General features: G+C 71.6%; 11 protein-coding genes. 2 read left to right on the plus strand and 9 right to left on the minus strand.

Annotated elements, in window-relative coordinates:
* Positions 1–15: 15 nt before the first annotated feature.
* Positions 16–2559, minus strand: a complete 2544-nt coding sequence (locus ABTZ59_RS14795) for an ATP-binding SpoIIE family protein phosphatase (RefSeq protein ID WP_351396202.1) — start codon at positions 2557–2559, stop codon at positions 16–18.
* 212 nt (positions 2560–2771) lie between these two features.
* Positions 2772–3452: a winged helix-turn-helix transcriptional regulator gene (locus tag ABTZ59_RS14800; RefSeq protein ID WP_503002828.1), complete on the minus strand. Its 681-nt coding sequence runs from the start codon at positions 3450–3452 to the stop codon at positions 2772–2774.
* Positions 3453–3520: 68 nt separating this feature from the next.
* On the opposite strand from ABTZ59_RS14800, the gene ABTZ59_RS14805 reads away from it, so the two are divergent.
* Positions 3521–4732, plus strand: coding sequence for a pyridoxal phosphate-dependent aminotransferase (locus tag ABTZ59_RS14805; protein ID WP_351396209.1), 1212 nt, complete (start codon positions 3521–3523; stop codon positions 4730–4732).
* A 468-nt stretch (positions 4733–5200) separates the two neighbouring features.
* On the opposite strand, the gene ABTZ59_RS14810 is transcribed toward ABTZ59_RS14805, so the two are convergent.
* The 5 genes from ABTZ59_RS14810 to ABTZ59_RS14830 form a co-directional block, all read right to left on the minus strand.
* Positions 5201–5932 (minus strand): DUF7873 family protein, encoded by a 732-nt coding sequence (locus ABTZ59_RS14810; RefSeq protein WP_249950676.1) that lies wholly within the window; start codon positions 5930–5932, stop codon positions 5201–5203.
* Positions 5933–6052: 120 nt separating this feature from the next.
* Positions 6053–7255 (minus strand): cytochrome P450, encoded by a 1203-nt coding sequence (locus ABTZ59_RS14815; protein WP_351396213.1) that lies wholly within the window; start codon positions 7253–7255, stop codon positions 6053–6055.
* 36 nt (positions 7256–7291) lie between these two features.
* Positions 7292–8662: an NAD(P)/FAD-dependent oxidoreductase gene (locus ABTZ59_RS14820; RefSeq protein WP_351396216.1), complete on the minus strand. Its 1371-nt coding sequence runs from the start codon at positions 8660–8662 to the stop codon at positions 7292–7294.
* Positions 8652–8861 carry a ferredoxin gene (locus ABTZ59_RS14825; protein WP_351396217.1) on the minus strand — a complete coding sequence of 70 codons (210 nt, stop codon included), beginning with the start codon at positions 8859–8861 and terminating at the stop codon, positions 8652–8654. The genes ABTZ59_RS14820 and ABTZ59_RS14825 overlap by 11 nt, the downstream gene beginning before the upstream one ends.
* Positions 8862–9128: 267 nt before the next feature.
* On the minus strand, positions 9129–10481 hold the full coding sequence (locus ABTZ59_RS14830; RefSeq protein WP_351396219.1) for a cytochrome P450 family protein: 1353 nt from the start codon (positions 10479–10481) through the stop codon (positions 9129–9131).
* Between the two features lie 247 nt (positions 10482–10728).
* Here ABTZ59_RS14830 and ABTZ59_RS14835 point away from each other — a divergent pair, with 247 nt between their 5' ends.
* Positions 10729–11859: a S1 family peptidase gene (locus ABTZ59_RS14835; RefSeq protein WP_503002844.1), complete on the plus strand. Its 1131-nt coding sequence runs from the start codon at positions 10729–10731 to the stop codon at positions 11857–11859.
* Positions 11860–12031: 172 nt separating this feature from the next.
* Here ABTZ59_RS14835 and ABTZ59_RS14840 read toward each other — a convergent pair whose 3' ends face one another.
* Positions 12032–13285 (minus strand): SWIM zinc finger family protein, encoded by a 1254-nt coding sequence (locus ABTZ59_RS14840; protein WP_351396225.1) that lies wholly within the window; start codon positions 13283–13285, stop codon positions 12032–12034.
* Positions 13282–16383, minus strand: coding sequence for an SCO1167/SCO6262 family helicase (locus ABTZ59_RS14845; protein ID WP_351396315.1), 3102 nt, complete (start codon positions 16381–16383; stop codon positions 13282–13284). The genes ABTZ59_RS14840 and ABTZ59_RS14845 overlap by 4 nt, the downstream gene beginning before the upstream one ends.
* Between the last annotated feature and the right edge of the window lie 47 nt (positions 16384–16430).

Consider the following 16430-nt stretch of genomic DNA (forward strand, 5'->3'; position numbering starts at 1 on the left):
GCATCCGGCCCGCCCTCAGATGTCGGTCACATCCGCCACATCCCAGATGCCGACCCCGTCAGCCACGGGGAGTGCCTGCTCGGCCCAGATGGTCTTGCCGCCCGAGCCCTGGCGAGTGCCCCAGCTCCGCGTGAGCTGGGCGACGAGCAGAAGTCCGCGGCCCCCCTCGTCGTACACCCGGGCCCGGCGCAGATGCGGGGCGGTGTTGCTGCCGTCCGAGACCTCGCAGATCAGGCTGTGGTCATGGATGAGCCGGAGCTGGATCGGGGCCTGGGCATATCGGATGGCGTTGGTGACCAGTTCACTGACCACCAGTTCCGTGGTGAAGACGGCGTCCTCCAGCCCCCAGGCGGCCAGTTGTCCCGCGACGTCCCTGCGCGCCTGGGCCACCCCGGCGGGATCGCAGTCCAGCTCCCACGTGGCGACCTGGCTCGCGTCGAGCGCGCGGGTACGGGCGAGGAGCAGGGCGACGTCATCGGCGGGGCGGCCGGGAAGCAGCGCCTTGAGTACGTTGTCGCAGGTGTCCTCCAGGGGCGCGGCGGGATGGGCGAGGGCGGTGCGCAGCGCGGCGAACGACTCGTCGAGGCCGCGCTCGCGCGATTCGACGAGGCCGTTGGTGAACAGGGCGAGCACGCTGCCCTCCCGCAGCTCCACCTCGACGGACTCGAAGGGCAGAGTGCCGAGGCCGAGCGGCGCCCCGGCGGGCAGGTCGAGGAAGGAGACGGTGCCGTCCGGGGTGACCATCGCGGGCTGCGGATGTCCGGCGCGCGCCAGGGAGCAGCGACGGGACACCGGGTCGTAGACCGCGTAGATGCAGGTGGCGCCGACATCCCCGGCTCCCTCGGCCGCGGCGCCCGGGGCCTGTCCGCCGGACGCCTCCGCGGCGAGATGGTTGACGAGGTCGTCGAGGTGGGTGAGCAGTTCGTCGGGTGGCAGATCGACATCGGCCAGGGTGCGTACGGCCGTACGCAGCCGGCCCATCGTCGCCGACGCCTGGACGCCATGGCCGACCACATCGCCCACGACCAGGGCCACCCGGGAGCTGGACAGCGGGATCACGTCGAACCAGTCGCCGCCGACCCCGGCGCCCGAGTCGGCGGGGAGGTAGCGGAAGGCGAACTCGACCGCCGCGTGTTCCGGCAGCGCGCGCGGCAGCAGGCTGCGCTGAAGGGCCAGCGCCGTCTCGCGTTCGCGCGTGTAGCGGCGGGCGTTGTCGATACATACGGCGGCCCGCGCCGTGATCTCCTCGGCGAGCAGCAGATCGTCCAGCTCGAAGGGGGCCGGGCTGCGATGACGGGAGAAGGTGGCCACGCCGAGGATGGTGCCGCGGGCGCGCAGCGGGACGGCCATGTGCGAATGGAACCTGTACGCGCGCATCTTGGCCGCGCGCCCCGGGTCCATCCATCGGGCCACGGAGGAGTCCGTCACCTTCCTCATGACGCCCCGCTGGAGGAACAGGGCCTCGGCGGCGGGCGCGCTGTCCGGGTAGGAGGCGGTGTCCCCCACCTCGACCAGGGCTTCGGGGGCGCCCTCCAGGACGGACCGGAGGGCGACGCGCCGCAATCTCACCTGGCCGGGCCGCGGGCCGGTGAAGTGTTCCGCGCCGCCTCTGGGGTCCTCGGGGAGCAGATCGACCGTGACGAAGTCGGCGAGCGCGGGGACGGCGACATCGGCCAGTTCCCGCGCGGTGCTCACGACGTCGAGGGCGCTGCCGATGCGCGTACTGGCCTCGTTCACCAGGAGCAGCCGCTGCTGGGCACGGTTCTGCCGGGTCCTGTCGTGTACCGCGGCGGCCACCCCGCTTTTCCGGCCCTCGCCGTCCCAGAGCGGGGCGATGGAGACCACCCAGGCGAACTCATGGTCGTGGCCGGGCAGCCGCAACGAGGATTCGAGATTCTGCGGTTCGCCGGTCTCCAGCACCCGCAGCATGTGCCGCTCGATGTTCTCGATCTCCGGGGCGGGCATGGCCTCGGGCAGCCGCAATCCGCGCACATCGTCCCCGGTGAGGCCCAGCAGGCGCTCCATGTCCTCGCTCACGTGCCGCAGCCGCAGCCGGGTGTCGTAGATGGACATCGCACAGGGCGACTGCATGAATTCGACTTCGGACAGCGGCGGGCTGTCGGCGTGCGGGCCCGTACGCGTGGGGGCCAGCGGGGAGACGACGAGCCACTCGGTGGCGTCGGCGTCCGTCATCCGGCGATGTGCCAGCAGCCGTACGTCCAGCCGCTCCCCGTTCCGGTGCAGCAGCGTCACCGTCCCGCTCCATCTGTCCGGCAGGGCGGCCGGGTCCAGCGCCGCCGGATCGAGCGCGCCGGTGCGGGACCGCGCCGTCGCCCCGTCGGCGAGCAGCGCGGCGGCGGGCCGTCCGACGATCTCCGACGGTCGGTGGCCGAGCAGCCTGCGGGCACCCTCGCTCCACTCCGTTACGGTGCCCCGGGCGTCGATGACCGCCTTCGCCGTGGCCGCCTCGTCAAACGGATCGGTCTCGTGGAGATCGGTCTCCGGCGGATCGTTCGACCGGACGGGCTGGTCGTCCCGCCCGGAGTCCGGTCGCCTCATCGTCGCTCATCTCACCCTGCCCTGACCCGAGCGCCGGGGAGCAAGGTCCCGGCCCCGGCGGGCCTCCAGTGGCTCCAGTGGCTATTGACGCCTCTAAGTATGACATCCGTGACGAATAATGCTATTTCTGTCACCTTTCATGGCAAGGGGCGGACATGGCAAGGGACGGCATGCCAAGGGACGGACATGGCAAGGGACGGACTCCCCGCCGCTCACTCACCCCGCAGCGCCTTGGCCAGCGGCCCGTCACCCGACACCTCGATACGCCCCTCCCGCACTCCGTCCCCCACGGTCAGCGCGCCCCCGCTCAGCTCACGGCAGGTGTCGGCGTCGAGCACGAGGCGGGCGTCCGGGCTCTCCGCCGGCCCGTCGCCGTACCCCGGATCGCCCGCTCCGAGCCGTACATGGAACGCCCCTTCGTCCAGCCGGACTTCCACCACCCCCTCCCCCGACCCGCCGCCCGCACCCGAGCCCGCCGGGTCCGACAGCCCGTCCAGCACCGGCAGCAGCGGTACGGCGAACCAGTGCGCCCGTACGGCGTCGGTGGGCCTGCGCTCCTCCAGCGCGGGCGCGCCCCACTCCGCCAGGGCCGTGAGCACCGGCAGCAGCCCCCGCCCGCGCTCGGTCAGCTCGTACACATACGCCCCGGCCGGGGGCGGCAGCTTGCGGCGCAGGGCCAGATCGTCCCGCTCCATGTCCTTGAGCCGGGAGGCGAGCACATCCGTGCTGACACCCGGCAGATCGGCGTGCAGATCGGTGTACCGGCGGGGGCCCGCCAGCAGCTCCCGGACGATCAGCAGGGTCCAGCGGTCGCCCACGGAGTCGAGGGCACGGGCGGTGGCGCAGTACTGGTCGTAGCTTCGGCGACGTGACATGTGACGGATTCCAGACATGTTGTTGGACTTTCCAAGCTCGGGCTTGGTAAAACCAAGTATCGCACCAAGGTCTGGGAGGCCACGGCATGGAGTTCCGGCAGTCGAGCAAGCTCAGCGAGGTCTGCTACGAGATCCGCGGCCCGGTGATCGAGCACGCCGACGCCCTGGAGGAGGCGGGCCACAGCGTGCTGCGTCTCAACACCGGCAACCCCGCGCTCTTCGGGTTCGAGGCGCCGGAGGAGATCGTCCAGGACATGATCCGGATGCTGCCGACGGCACATGGTTACACGGACTCGCGCGGTGTCCTCTCCGCGCGCCGCGCCGTCGCCCAGCGCTACCAGACCATGGGACTGCCCGAGGTCACGGTCGATGACGTGTTCCTCGGCAATGGCGTCTCCGAGCTGGTCTCGATGGCCGTCCAGGCGCTCCTGGAGGACGGCGACGAAGTCCTGATCCCGGCCCCCGACTTCCCGCTCTGGACCGCCGTGACGACGCTGGCTGGCGGGCGGCCCGTGCACTATCTCTGCGACGAGTCCGCCCAGTGGTATCCGGACCTGGACGACATGGCGTCGAAGATCACCGACCGGACGAAAGCCGTCGTGATCATCAACCCCAACAACCCGACCGGCGCGGTCTATCCGCGCGAGATCGTCGAGGGCATCCTCGATCTCGCCCGCCGTCATCAGCTCATGGTGTTCGCGGACGAGATCTACGACCAGATCGTCTATGACGACGCGGTCCACCACACCGCCGCGGCCCTCGCCCCCGATCTGGTGGTGCTCACCTTCAGCGGACTCTCGAAGACGTACCGCGTGGCGGGTTTCCGCTCGGGCTGGCTCGTCGTCACCGGCCCCAAGCAGCATGCCCGCAGCTATCTTGAGGGCCTGACGATGCTCGCCTCGATGCGCCTGTGCCCCAACGCGCCCGCGCAGTACGCCATTCAGGCCGCGCTCGGCGGCCGGCAGTCGATCAAGGACCTCACCGCGCCCGGAGGCAGACTGTACGAGCAGCGCGACCGCGCCTGGGAGAAGCTCAACGAGATCCCCGGGGTCTCCTGTGTGAAGCCGAAAGGCGCGCTGTACGCCTTCCCCCGGCTCGACCCCAAGGTGCACAAGATCCACGACGACGAGCGGTTCGTGCTGGATCTGCTGCTGCGGGAGAAGATCCAGGTCGTACAGGGCACGGGGTTCAACTGGCCGCGCCCCGACCACTTCCGGATCCTGACGCTCCCCTACGCGGACGATCTCGACGCCGCCATCAGCCGGATCGGCCGCTTCCTGAGCGGCTACCGCCAATGACGGACAGCCCTGTGACGGCCAGGCCTGTAACGGACAGCCCTATGACGGACAGCGGACAACGGAGCGGACCCGGGGGCGTAGCCGGCCCCCGGGCCCTGAGATGCCGCCCATCGGGCACGCCGGCACGTTTAAGAACCCAGGTCAGTCATGAAGTCGCCGCGTCCTGCCTTTGGACCACCGCGCATCGAGCTGCGCAGGCCGGACTTGAACCGGCATTTCGACGTCCGGGGCCTGGGCCCGTTCGATCCGGCGATCGGCGGCGAATGCTGAGTCTGGAGCAAGAGTCTGAGATTGATCGCGGTCTGCCTCTGCCAATTGGGCTACCGCGGCCCGCCCATCCTTGCGGATGTGCCGCGGGGAGGGCTCGAACCTCCACTGGAACCGCGCTATCACGACAAGCCTCAGTTTCAGCTTGCGCTCCTCGCGCACCCCGGCCGCCCTCAAGGGCAGGCCGGGGAATCATTGAGGCTACCCGAACAGGTAGCCGAACACCGCGTCCCCCACCCGCTGGTCGGTGACCTCGGCGCCATTGGCCTCCTCGCGGGCGAACTTGACCGCCTGCTGGAGCTTCTCGACCCGGTCGAGCAGCTCGTTCACCCGCCGCGCCGGCAGCGCGCCGCTGAACTTCACCGTGGTCCAGTACCCGACCGGTATGTCCTCGTAGTACACCTCGACCTGCGCCGGGTGCTTCTCCGTCGCCTCGGCCTTCACATGGTTACGGGGGACCTTCTTCGTACGGAGCGTCCGCACCGCTTCCGTCTTCCACGCATCGGTCGACGGGTCCTGGCTCCAGGACTCCGACGCGTCGAGGACCGGCAGCTTGCGCACAAAGGTGTTCAGATCCGTCAGCTGCTTTTCGAGGAAGAGCAGATAGGCCACGGGTACGTCGCTCACCAGCACCCGTCCGTCGACGGTGACATCGGCACGCGCCGTGCAGTTCGCCCAGTCCTTGGTGGCGGTCACATCGAACAGCCGCGTCAGGGTCTTCGCGGTCTCGCGCAGTACGTCCTCGGCCTTGACCTGGACCCGGGTGGACTCGGGCGGAAGCTGCTCGCCCTCCTCGTCCTTGGTCTGGTACGTACGCGAGATACCGGCCAGCAGTGCCGGCTTCTGGAGGCCATGATGAGCCGCCGTCAGGTCCTGATGCGCCTTGGACTTGACGCCCTTCTCCACTGCGATGATCTGATTGAGTTTCGCCACAACAGGGACGTTAGCAAGGCGGACACTCGCCATCGAACGAATTACCGGACCGCTGGACGCCTCGACGTCCCGCGCCGCAACGTCCCGTTCGGACCCCCGAGTTGTCGATCCACCCGCTCCTCACAGTTCGATGGGGAGATGGCGTGGCCCGCGCAGCATGGCGTTGCGCCGGTAGGGGGGCGGGTCCTGGAGGAGGCGCGCCGTACCGAGGCGGGGGATCAGCGCGCCCAGGGCGATCTGGGCCTCGATCCGGGCCAGCGGTGCGCCGTAACAGAGGTGGATACCGCTGCCGAAACCGAGATGCTGGTTGTCCTGGCGGGTCGGGTCGAAGCGCTCCGGGTCGCGGAACCGCTTGGGATCCCGGTTGCCCGCGGCCAGCGCGAGCACGAGAGTTGTCCCCCTGGGGATGGTGGTGCCCGCGACCTCGATGGTGGCGAGGGGGACACGCTCGCGCATATGGACCGGAGGCTCGTAGCGCAGCAGTTCCTCCACCGCGCTCGGCAGCAGGCCGGGTTCCCGGCGCAAGCGGTCCAGTTGGTCGGGGTGGCGCAGCAGGGTGAGCACCCCGTTGGTGATGAGGTTGACCGTCGTCTCATGGCCGGCGATGAGCAGCAACACGGCCGTGGCCGCCAGTTCCTCGTCGGTGAGCCGCTTGGCCGGGTCCGGCTCGTTGACGAAGGCGGAGAGCATGTCGTCCGTCGGGTGACCGCGGCGCTGCTCGGCGAGGTCCACGAGGTACCCGCCCATCTCCGCCCGCGCCTTTGGGCCCGTCTGTTCCGGTGGGCCGGCATCCTCCTCAGCCCTGACATCGGCGGAGGCGACGATCGCGTCGGACCATGTCCGGAAGAGCGACTCGTCCTCGCGCGGGACACCGAGCAGTCGGCAGATGACCGTGACGGGCAACGGATAGGCGAGGTCGTCGACGATGTCGATCTGCTGGTGATCCTTGAGGGCCTCGATCAGCTCTTCGGTGATCCGGGCGATCTCGCCGCGCATCCCGTCGATACGGCCCGGACTGTGCGGTGGGCCGAACGGCCGCATGGCCAGCCCGCGCAGCCTCTGGTGCTCGGGGTCGTCGAGCCGCAGGAACGGCGGCTTCGGCCCCTCCTCGGCCATGCCCTGGGACGCGCCGGGGCGATTACGGGGGTCCGCGCTGATCCGCGGGTCATGGAGCAGGGCGGCGATGTCGTGGTACGTGCCGACCAGATAGCTGCCGTCCTGCTGCCGGGCCACGCCCGCCTCGCGGAGTTCCGCGTACAACGGGTAGGGGTCGGGGCGGTTGGCGTAGTCGGTGATCCGCTCCAGCAGGTTGTCGACGGCCATGCGGGGGCTCCTTGTGGACGGGCGGGGGCTATGGGGTCAACCGGCGGGCCGCACCACGGTCAGCCGACGGTCCAGCAGATGACCGGTGAGCGCGACGGTGGGACCGTGGGAAAGCCCCTTGGGATCCGGCACGTTGGAGGGGACCGGGAATTCGGTCAGCGGCGCGAGACCGTCGGCCGCCCCGGGACCGGGCGGGAACGGCGCGGCGGTCTCGATCAGGTTCTGGTAGTACTCAAGTGACTTGGCCATGTCGACGGTGACCGCGGCGGTCACGCGGCCCTGGTGGCCGTAGACCATCGCCAGACGGCGCTCTTCGAGCGAACCCTGCGCGATGACCACCTGGTCGGAGAAGGTCGGGACGCCGACGGACTTGATACTGAGCCCGAACTGGCTCGACCAGAAGACCGGGACCGTGAGGTGCGGCCGCCGCCGCGGCCCAGGGTTGACCATGTTGTGCGCGGCCACCCGGGCCTGCGCGACCGCGTTGCCCCAGTGCTCCAGGGCGATCAGCTGGTACTCGAAGAGCGGATGCGGGAAGCGCGCCACATCGCCGGCCACGAAGACATCGTCGGTGACGATCCCGTACATGTTGAAGACGCGGCACCCCGCGTCGCAGGCGACCCCGCGCGGGCCCGCGGCCAGCCCGGAATCCGCGAGCCACTCCGTGTTGCGCACCGCCCCCATGGCGACGACGCACACGTCCGCGTCGACACGGTTGCCGTCGGACAGGTCCGCACCGGTGAACCTGCCGTTCCCGCGCAGCGCCGTCACCGTCACCCCGCAGCGCAGATCGACGCCATGGGCCCGCTGGAGGCCGGCCGCGAGCTTCGCCAGCGTTCCGCCGAGCGCGCCCACCAGCGGCGCGGGACCGCGTTCCGCGACCGTGACCTCGATGCCCCGCTCCCGGCAGGCCGAGGCGATCTCCGAGCCCGTGAAGCCCCCGCCGATCACCAGCACCCTGCGGGGACCGGCGGCCAGCCGCTCGGCCAGAAGAGCGGCGTCGTCGCGGGTACGCAGGGTGAACACCCCGTCGAGGGCGGCCTCCTCCGGGTTGGGCCAGGGCCGCGCCCGGGTCCCGGTGGCGATCAGCAGCCGGTCGAAGGGCAGGGACTCGCCGTCGGACAGAAGCACCCGCTTCCCTTCCGGATCCAGCCCGGTGGCACGCACCCCGAGCCGCCACTGTGCCTCCGGGTCCCGGTGGATCGGCAGCCCTGTGGCGTCCGCGGCCACCTTCCCGAGCAGCACCTGCTTGGACAGCGGCGGCCTGTCGTAGGGCGGATGGGGCTCGTCCCCGATCATGGTCAGTGAGCCGGTGAAGCCCTCCTCGCGCAGCGCCTCCGCGGCGCGCAGTCCGGCCAGCGACGCGCCGACGATGACGATCCGCCCGTGCCACAGGTCATCGGGCACCGACACTCGCCTCCTGCCCCACGAGAATGGCCTGGACGGGGCACGCCGCCGCTGCCTGACGTACGCGTTCGAGCTGGTCGTCGGGGACGGCCGGGTTGTACAGCAACGCCTCGTCCTCGTGCAGCTCGAACACCTCCGGCGCGAGGAACACGCATTGCGCGTAGCCCTGACAGCGCGTGAGGTCCACCACCAACCGCATCCCGAGCCACTCCCTCCAGCGCACCGGCGTCCGGTCTCTTTCTAGCCCCGGGAAGGACCGGGCGCTCGGCCGACTACGCCACCGGGGTTCCGGCACGGCACGGCGGACCCGGAGGTTTGCCGGAACGGACGGCCCCGCTCGGGACGGCCCCGCACGGGACGGACCGGTTCCGGACCGCCCTGCTCCGGATGGCCCCGCTCCGGACGGCCCGGCTCGGGACAACCCGGCTCCGGACGGCCCGGCTCCAGACGGCTGGAATCAGGTGGCTCAGAACCGTACGGGCAGCGCTGCCAGGCCCCGGGCACGGGTCGAGGGGCGCCACCGCAGTTCCTCGTACGGAACGTCGAGCGCCAGCCTCGGGAAGCGCTCCAGCAGCGCGTTGAGCGCGATCTCCGTCTCCAGCCGGGCGAGCGGTGCGCCGAGGCAGTAGTGGATGCCGTACCCGAGGGCCACGTGCCCCGCGGTGTCACGGTCGAGGTCGAGCCGGTCGGGGTCGGCGAAGCGTTGCGGGTCGCGGTTGGCGGAGGCGAGGGACAGCATGACGGTCTCCCCCGCCGGCACCGTCACCCCGCCGATCGTCAGATCCTCGACCGCGAACCGTCGGATGGCCAGCAGCGCGGGCCCCTCGTACCGCATGAACTCCCCGACCGCCGCGGCCGTCCTGCCCGGCTCGGCGCGCAGCGCCGCCAGTTGTTCCGGGTGCTGGAGCAGGGCGAGGACGGAGTTGCCGATGAGTTGAACGGTGTTCTCGTACCCGGCGAAGAGGATGAGGAAGGCCAGCGACATCAACTCGTCCTCACTGAGCCGGTCGCCGCCGCCTGCCCCGCCACCTTCCGCGTCCCCGCCACCTTCCGCGTCCCCGCCGGCTTCCGCGCCCCCGCCGCTTCCCTCCCCCTCGTCGCGCACCGCGATCAGCGCGGACAGCAGATCGTCCCCGGGCTCGGCCCGCTTGTGGGCGAGCAGTTCGGTGAAGAAGGCGAGCATGCCGCCGATCGCCTCCTTCATCCGCTCGGGCCGCGCGGGATCGGGGGCGATCAGGGCGTCCGTCCACTCCCGGAAGTCCCGCCGGTCGCGCGGGGGTACGCCCAGCAGTTCGCAGATGACGACGATGGGCAGCGGCGCGGCGTACGAGGCGATCAGATCGGCGCACCCGCCGGATCCACGCCCGCCGGATCCACGCCCGCCTGATACCCGCCCGCCTGCTACGCGCGCGTCGGTTTCGAGAGCGTCGAGCAGTTCGTCGGCGGTGTGCCGGACCGGCTCCCGCAGCGTCTCGATCCGCCGCGCGGTGAACGCCCGGGCGACAAGACGCCGGATACGGGTGTGGTCCGGCGGATCCATGTTGAGCAGATTGGCGTCGAGGGCGGGCGGCAGCCCGAAACCCCGGTAACCCCCGGCCAGGGCACGGCTCTTGTCGAGGGAGAGCCGCGGGTCGGCGAGCGACCGCCGTACGTCCTCGTAGCGCGTGACGATCCAGGCAGGCCGTCCGTCGGGGCCGACGATCCGCCGTACAGGCGCTGTCTCGCGCAGCCGCGCATACACCTCGTACGGATCCGCCAGCAGCTCGTCCGTCGGATCGTAGAGCGACTGCGGTGACGCGCCGGACGCGGTGAGTGCCATGATCCCATCCTAAACAGCGCAAAGAGGAGCGGCTGTTGACGACGCGTGGCGGGGACCGCACCCCGCGTCGCGTCGGCCAAGGGCGCCGGCCGAACCGGATCCTCGGATCCTTCCGCTTGGCATGGACCTGTCCATGATCCTCGGCTACGCTCCGGCTGGCACCGCCTGAGAGCGCTCTCAGTCGCCTGCTGTTCCACCCCCACCATGCTGGAACACAGAAGGGCCACATCCCTTGAGACGTACGACAGTGATACGCACCGGTCTGTCCGCACTCCTCCTCCTCGGCACTTGGGCCACCGCCGGGCTCGCGCCGGCCACGGCGGCCCCCTCGTCCACCGCCGAGGCCCCGGCATCCGCCGGTCTGCTCACCGCCATGCAGAAGGATCTGGGCCTGACGGAGAGTCAGGCCAAGGCACGGCTGGCCGCGGAGAAGACAGCGACGGCTGTCGAGAGCAAGGCGAAGCGCGCGGCGGGAGCCTCGTACGGCGGTTCCTGGTTCAACCCGGACAGCGGCACGCTGACCGTCACGGTCACCAATGCGCGGAAGGCCGACGCCGTACGGGCGACCGGCGCGACCGTGCGGCTCGTCGAGCACAGCGCGCGGCAGCTCGACGCGGCCAAGGAGCGGATCGACGAGCTCTCCGCCCCGGCCGGTGTCAGCAGCTGGCATGTAGACCCCAAGGCGAACCGCGTCGTGGTCAATGTCGTCGCGGCGCAGAAGAACGACAACGATGTCCGTGACTTCCTCGACCGCGCCCGGCAGGCCGGCCCCGTCACGGTCAAGGAGACCGCCCAGGCTCCCCAGACCTTCGCCGCGGGCACCGTCGGCGGCGACCCGTACTACACGGGCAACGTCCGCTGTTCCATCGGCTTCTCCGTCTACGGCGGCTTCGTCACGGCGGGCCACTGCGGCCAGGCCGGCGCGTCGGTGAGCGGCTGGGACGGCTCGTACATCGGCAACTTCCAGGGCTCGTCCTTCCCGGACAACGACTACGCGTGGGTGAACGTCGGCAGCGGCTGGTGGACCGTCCCCGTGGTTCTCGGCTGGGGCTCCGTCTCCGACCAGTTGGTCCGCGGCTCCAACGAGGCCCCGATCGGCGCCTCGATCTGCCGCTCCGGCTCCACGACACACTGGCGCTGCGGCAACCTCCTGGCCAAGAACGAGACCGTCAACTACAGCCAGGGCGCCGTCCACCAGATGACCAAGACCAGCGTCTGCGCCGAGGGCGGCGACTCGGGCGGCTCGTTCATCAGCGGCGACCAGGCCCAGGGCGTGACCTCCGGCGGCTGGGGCAACTGCAGCAGCGGCGGCGAGACCTGGTACCAGCCGATCAACGAAATCCTGGGCCGCTACGGCCTGACACTCCACACCGCCTGACCCGTCACCGGGACTGACCGTCAACTCCGCCTGTCCTGAGGGGAGATCCGCCCCTCAGGACAGGCGGACACGTCGGCTGACGAGGCCGGGGGTACGGAGCGAGCGCGCGCGGCGGTATGGCGCGGTCGTCCCGTACCTCCGGCCTCGGTCGTGCCGAGGGCGTCCCTCCGCGTCACCGGCCGAGCAGCGCCGTCAGGGCGCCCACCGGGTCGGTGTCGGGGGTCCCGCGGGGCCACCAGTCCCCTTTGTCCCGGTCCGATTCATACCCGTACCAGAGGGCATCACGGCCGAAGCGGAGTTGGAGGGACGCGGTGGAGAGGCGGTTGCGCCAAGGGCGGAAATGGGGAAAGTCGGCCGCTGCCAGGGCGGGGCGGGCACGGTCGAAGGGGCCGGCGGGCGGATCCCAGGGCTCTTCCAGTACGGCGAGGCCCGCCAGGCCGCCCTGGCGCCAGGCCGCCACGGCGCGGGACAGGTCGGTGGGGGTGCGGTCGAGCGCGGTGGCCAGGTCCCGGTAGAGGGCGCGGGTGGATGCGGTCAGCCCGGAGCCGGGATGCGCGGCGGCCAGCCGTACCGCGTCCTGCCAGGGAGTGAGCGCGCCGATGGGGTCGAGGCCCGTGGTCAGGAACGTATGGGCGCGGGCCGCCGCTTCGGTGGCGAGCAGGTCGAGAGCGAGTGGGTCGGGCGCGCCGGGGGTCCCCGGATAGACGGGCGGGCGGCCCGGCTGCGCGGGGACGGGGAACGGCGGCGGCAGCATCGGCCGCGTCCGTGTCGCGAGGGCGACGCGCGCGTCGACCGTGGGCATCGGCGGTGCCGCGGTGCTCCGTTCGGCCACCGAGCGGGTGGCGTTGCGCCGGGTGAGATCGGCCAGCACCTCCTGTTCGCCCCGACCGCGCATCAGGAAGAGGACGAACGGGTCCTCGTCGAGGAGTCGCGCCGTCTGGTAGCAGAGGGCCGCCGCGTGCTTGCACGGGTAACCGTCGTCCGGGCAGGAGCAGTCGGGGGTCAGATCGCCCCCGGTGGGGAGCAGATCCGCCGACGCCGCGAGGGTGTGCGGCATGTCCTTGTCGAGCAGGGCGGCGATGTGGTCGGGGCGGGCCGCCGCGGCGTCGAGAAGATCCTCCCAGTCGGTGTCGTCGAGGGTACGGAGGCGGATCTCCGTACGGTACGGGCGGGGCCGCGAGCCATGGACGTACGCCATGACCCGGCCCGGTGTGACGGTGATGGCGTCGACATGGCCTCTGCCCGCGTAGGCACGGCCGCGCTGGAGGCGGGCCGTGTCGAGCGCGGTGTCCTCCATGGACTCCACCCACGCGTTGCCCCACCAGGTGGTGGCGAAGTCTCCCGAGGCACCCGGGCGCGGGGGCAGCGCGGGGAACGTACGCCGACGGTCGTCGTGCCTCGGGGCGGGCGCGCGGCGCGGGGTCATGACAGCCTCCGCAGGGAGACCAGATCCGCGAGATCCCGGTCGGTCAGCTCGGTCAGGGCCGCCTCGCCCGCGCCGAGGACCGCGTCGGCCAGCGCCCGCTTGGACGAGAGCATGTCGGCGATCCTGTCCTCGACCGTGCCCTCCGCGATCAGCCGGTGGACCTGGACGGGCTGGGTCTGGCCGATGCGGTACGCGCGGTCCGTGGCCTGTTCCTCCACGGCCGGATTCCACCAGCGGTCGAAGTGGATGACATGGCCGGCCCTGGTCAGATTGAGACCGGTGCCCGCCGCCTTGAGGGAGAGGACGAAGACCGGGACCTCGCCTGACTGGAACCGGTCCACCATGCGCTCGCGCTCGACGACGGGCGTACCGCCGTGCAGAAGCTGGGACGGGATGGCGCGCGCCGTGAGATGCGCGGAGAGCAGCCGCGCCATCGATACGTACTGGGTGAAGAGAAGGACGGAGCCGTCCTCGGCGAGGATCGTGTCGAGCAACTCGTCGAGCAGGGCGAGCTTGCCGGAACGGCCGGTGAGCCGGGCCGTGTCCTCCTTCAGATACTGCGCGGGGTGGTTGCAGATCTGCTTGAGGGCGGTGAGCAGCTTCATGACGAGGCCGCGGCGCGCCATGCCCTCGGCCGCCTCGATGGCGGCCATCGTCTCGCGGACGACCGCCTCGTAGAGCGACGCCTGCTCGCGGGTGAGTGCGACGGGATGATCGCTCTCCGTCTTGGGCGGCAGCTCGGGCACGATCCCGGGGTCGGACTTCCTCCTGCGCAGCAGGAACGGCCGGACCAGCCGGGACAGTCGCTCCACCGCCTCCTCGTTCGCCACGTCCTTGACGCCGGCGGTCTTCGCGTTCTCGACGTTCTCGACGATCCGCGCGTGCCGGGCCCGGAACGCCTTGAGCGGGCCGAGCAGCCCGGGGGTGGTCCAGTCGAGCAGCGCCCACAGCTCGGACAGGTTGTTCTCGACGGGCGTGCCCGTGAGCGCGATCCTGGCGGGCGCCGGGATCGTACGGAGCGCCTTGGCGGTCGACGAGAAGGGGTTCTTGACGTGCTGGGCCTCGTCGGCGACGACCATCCCCCAGCCGTGCGCGGCCAGCGCGTCGGCACTGCTGCGCATCGTGCCGTACGTGGTGAGCACGAAGCCGCCAGGGCCCCCAACCCCCGAGACCTCGTCCTCCGGGCCCTCGTCCCCCGAGGCCCCGTCCCCCGAGGCCGCGGGCAGGGTCCGCCCGGCGCCATGGAACCGGTGTACCGGGACACCGGGCGCGAACCGGGTGATCTCCCGCTGCCAGTTGCCCAGGAGAGAGGCCGGGCAGACGACAAGCGTGGGGGCCCTGCGGGCCCGGTGCAGATGGAGGGCGATGACCGTGACCGTCTTGCCGAGGCCCATATCGTCCGCGAGACAGCCGCCGAGACCGAGGGAGGTCATCAGATCCAGCCAGGCGAGACCGCGGAGTTGGTAGTCGCGCAGGGTGGCGGCCAGAGCGGGCGGCTGGGCGATCGCGGCGGCACCGGTGGTGAGACGGTCGCGCAGCGCGGCCAGCGCACCGGTCGGGACCGCTTCCACCGTCTCGCCGTCCACCTCGGCGGTGCCGGTCAGGGCGATGGCGAGCGCGTCCACCGGCTCCAGCAACCCCAATCCCCGCTTGCGCGCCTTCCGTACGAGGGCCGGATCGACGACGACCCACTGGTCGCGCAGCCGCACGATCGGCCGGTGCGACTCGGCGAGCCTGTCCATCTCCCGCTCGGTCAGGGGATCGCCGTCGAGCGCCAACTGCCAGTTGAATCTGAGCAGTTCCACGCTGTCGAAGAACGGCGTGCCGTCGGTGGCCGAGCCGGGCGCGGGGCGGACGACCGCGGCGGCGGTGAGCGTACGGGCCAGCTCCCTCGGCCAGTGGACGGCGACGCCCGCGGCGGCGAGGCGGGCCGCCCCCGGGCCGAGCAGTTCGTACAGCTCGTCCTCGGAGAGCGCCAGCGCGTCGGGGACATCCCGCTCCAGCAGCCGGGCGAGTGGGGTCCAGACGCGCGCCGCGCGGCGGAGGGCGAGCATGGCGTCGATCCGGGCGCGCGGGCCGAAGCCCTCGTCGCCGTGCCCGGCCCAGAGCCGCGAGGCGTCGACGACCAGGGTCGGGTCGGCCAGACTGTGGATCTGGACGAGAGCGGCGCCGGCCCGCCGGACGACCTGGGACTCGTCCGCGCCGGGCCCGAGATCGGCGCCCAGGCCCGGGCTCGGGCCGGGAGCGGCTTCTTGATCGGGTTGGTCGGGTTGGTCGGGCTGATGGGGTTGGTCAGGCTGGTCGGGTTGGTCGAAGACGTCGTACGCGGAGAGGTCGAGGCGCAGCGAGACCCGTACCCCCGCGTCCATACCCGCCGCCGCCTCCGCGGCCCAGGTCCGGGCGCCCGGCAGATGCTGCGCCTCCTTGGCGGCGAACGGCGCGCCCGCGGCATAGGCGGCCGCGGGCGTACGCGGCAGGGAATCAGCCACCGCGTCCAGGAACGCCCGTACCAGGGCTTCCGGGTCGGGCAGCTGGAGCGGGCTCAGATCCGGGACAGGTACGGCATGGGCCTCGGGGGGCATGGCCGCGGCGATGGCTCTCAGCTGCGCGATGTCATCGGCGTCGAGCGGTCCGGCACGCCAGGCGTCGTGGTCCGACGCGGTGAGACCGGGCAGCAGTCTGCCGCGCCCGGCCAGCTGGAGCGCGTGCAGCGCGGCGGCGCCCCAGCACGCGGCGGCGGGATGCGCGGCCCTGTCGCGCCGGGCACGCACCAGCAGCGGGATGGCGTCGGCGACGGACAGCAGCACGGCGGGGACGGTGCGCGTACGGACATCGCCCCCGCCGTCATCGCGCCCCCCGCCGTCGCCTCCGCCGTCATCGTCCCCGTCGCCATCGCCCCCGCCGTCCCCGTCGTCAGCGCGCCCCCCGCCGTCGCCCCGAAGCCCTACGACCGTCAGCTCCCCCGGTCCGAGCCCGACTCCACCTGGATCACCCGCACCGGCGGTCAGCTCTCCGTCCGGGGACCAGAAGGCGACCCGACCCTCGCGCGGGAGCCCGGCGGGCAGGAAGACGGCGGCACAGCGCGCCAGGGCCGCCATCGAGGCGTGCGCGGACACAGGGGTGGGAATGTGTGTGGATCGCACCA

It is taken from the genome of Streptomyces sp. NPDC094034 (assembly GCF_040303865.1).
Taxonomy (GTDB): Bacteria; Actinomycetota; Actinomycetes; order Streptomycetales; family Streptomycetaceae; genus Streptomyces.

Coding starts and splice junctions, on each gene's coding strand:
- ABTZ59_RS14795 (WP_351396202.1), bottom strand. CDS start 2,559: ATGAGGCGACCGGACTCCGGGCGGGACGACCAGCCCGTCCGGTCGAAC.
- ABTZ59_RS14800 (WP_503002828.1), bottom strand. CDS start 3,452: ATGTCTGGAATCCGTCACATGTCACGTCGCCGAAGCTACGACCAGTAC.
- ABTZ59_RS14805 (WP_351396209.1), top strand. CDS start 3,521: ATGGAGTTCCGGCAGTCGAGCAAGCTCAGCGAGGTCTGCTACGAGATC.
- ABTZ59_RS14815 (WP_351396213.1), bottom strand. CDS start 7,255: ATGGCCGTCGACAACCTGCTGGAGCGGATCACCGACTACGCCAACCGC.
- ABTZ59_RS14825 (WP_351396217.1), bottom strand. CDS start 8,861: ATGCGGTTGGTGGTGGACCTCACGCGCTGTCAGGGCTACGCGCAATGC.
- ABTZ59_RS14830 (WP_351396219.1), bottom strand. CDS start 10,481: ATGGCACTCACCGCGTCCGGCGCGTCACCGCAGTCGCTCTACGATCCG.
- ABTZ59_RS14840 (WP_351396225.1), bottom strand. CDS start 13,285: ATGACCCCGCGCCGCGCGCCCGCCCCGAGGCACGACGACCGTCGGCGT.
- ABTZ59_RS14845 (WP_351396315.1), bottom strand. CDS start 16,383: ATGGCGGCCCTGGCGCGCTGTGCCGCCGTCTTCCTGCCCGCCGGGCTC.